We start from the raw sequence: 1,892 nt of genomic DNA, 5'->3' as shown, positions 1-1,892 counted from the left end.
AGCCTGCGCGGCGGCGGCGGACGCATCTCGGGAAGCGGCACGGCCGGCGCCTCGGCCGGCGCGGTCTCGGCCGTCTCGGGGGGCGGCGGCTCGTCGGATGCGGCGGGCTCCGTCGCAGGCTCGGGCACCGCCTCGGGCATGGCTTCCTCGACCGGCGCCGGCGGCGGCTCCGGCACCTCTTCGGGAACCGGCTGCTCGGGAAGGGGATCGGGCTCGACCGGCTTCTCGGGCGCCTCGACCGGCTCTCCCTGCGCGTCCTGCAGGTCGGGGGCGATCTCCGGCTCGGTATCCTCGGGCGCCGCCGGCGCAGGGGCGAGGTCGATCATGATCGCGGCCGGCGGGGGCGTGTCCGCCGGCTCGGCCGGCGGCTCCCGCATCACCAGGAAGGCGGCGGCGAGGTGTCCGGTGAGCGCGGCCAGAGCGGCGAGCGCCCAGAGCAGGCTGCGCAGCCAGAGGTGGCGGTCGGCGCCCGGGCCGGAGGCGGACGGGTGGGCGATCATGGCGCGCCGGCGGATCCGGCCGGCGCCGGCGTCCCGCCCGGCGCGTCCGGGTCGGGGAGCGGCGCCTCGAGGCCGACAAGGGCGATCTTCAGATAGCCCGCGGCCCGCAGCAGGTTCATCACCGCCATCAGTTCGCCATAGGGGACCGCGCGGTCGGCGCGCAGGAAGATGCGGGCCTCGTGGTCGCCCTCGGTGGCGCGCTCGAGCGCCGGGGCGAGCGCCTCGCGCGCGACATCGTCCTCGCCGAGCGCGAGGCTCAGGTCCTCCTTCACGGTGAGGTAGAGCGGCTCGTCCGGGCGCGGCTGCGGCGCGGCGCTCGAGGAGGGCAGGTCGACCTCGACGTCGACGGTGGCGAGCGGGGCGGCGACCATGAAGATGATGAGAAGCACCAGCATCACGTCGATGAACGGCGTGACGTTGATCTCGTGGTTCTCCCGGAGATCGTCCTCGGCGTCGTGCGGCGTCAGGCTGCCGGCCATCGCTCATTCCGCCGCGCGCGCGAGGGCGGGGAGCGACCTTCGCCGGTCGAGGTCGCGGCTCGCCAGCCGCTCGGTCGCGGCCGCCGCGTCTGCGAGCAGATGCCGGTAGCCCGCGATCGACCGCGCGAAGACGTTGTAGATGACGACCGCGGGGATCGCCGCGACGAGGCCGAGCGCGGTGGCGAGCAGCGCCTCCGCAATGCCGGGCGCGACCACGGCGAGATTGGTCGTATGCGCCTCCGATATGCCGATGAAGGCGTTCATGATGCCCCAGACCGTGCCGAACAGGCCGACGAAGGGCGCCGTGGAGCCGATCGTCGCGAGGATGCCGGTTCCGCGCGTCATCCGGCGCGCCGCCTGCGCCTCGATGCGCGACAGCACCGAGGCGATGCGCTGCAGCGTGCCGGATGCGCCGGCCTGGTCGATGTGGGCGGCGGAAAGCGCCATTTCGCGCTCGGCGGAGCGGACGAGGAGGGCGGCCGTCCCGCCGCGGGCGGCGAGCGCGCGGCTCGCGTCGCCGAGCGTGCCGGAGGCCGCGATCACGGCGAGGGCGCGGCGGGTCCGGAGCTTGGCGGCGAGCAGTTCGAGGCTCTTGGCGAGCCACACCGTCCAGGTGACGAGCGAGGCGAAGGCGAGGCCGAGCATGACCCCCTTCACCACGATGTCCGCGGCGAGGAACATGCCCCAGGGCGACAGGTCGTGCGGCAGCGTGGCGTCGGCGGGCGCGAATTCGGCCGGCGGTGCCGTGTCGGAATCCGCATCCGGAGCCATGTCGGGGCCGGGTTCAGCGGCCGGCGAAGGCGGGACGGCCGGTCCTTCGGCGGCGGGCGAAGGCGGGACGGCGGGCGTCTCCGCCGCAGCGGGAGCGGCCGTCGCCGGCGGCTCGGCCGGCGATGCGGATTGCGGCGCGGCG

2 protein-coding genes and 1 pseudogene are annotated in these 1,892 nt (G+C 75.5%); all 3 read right to left on the bottom strand.

What is annotated here, in order from left to right; genetic code table 11:
- Positions 1-500: pseudogene (locus E4O86_RS22870) on the bottom strand (energy transducer TonB); the annotation flags it as partial.
- Complete coding sequence (gene exbD / locus E4O86_RS22865) at positions 497-979, bottom strand: TonB system transport protein ExbD (protein ID WP_161142842.1); 483 nt, start codon at positions 977-979, stop codon at positions 497-499. The gene exbD and the pseudogene E4O86_RS22870, both read right to left, overlap by 4 nt.
- A gap of 3 nt (positions 980-982) precedes the next feature.
- The coding region (gene exbB / locus E4O86_RS22860) for a tonB-system energizer ExbB (protein WP_161142841.1) at positions 983-1,892 on the bottom strand (910 nt) is incomplete at its 5' end.

It is taken from the genome of Propylenella binzhouense (genome assembly GCF_009866965.1).
GTDB classification, from domain to species: domain Bacteria; phylum Pseudomonadota; class Alphaproteobacteria; order Rhizobiales; family Afifellaceae; genus Propylenella; species Propylenella binzhouense.
Note: the sequence above shows the minus strand (reverse complement) of the source record. Positions and strands in the feature narration are given on the sequence as shown.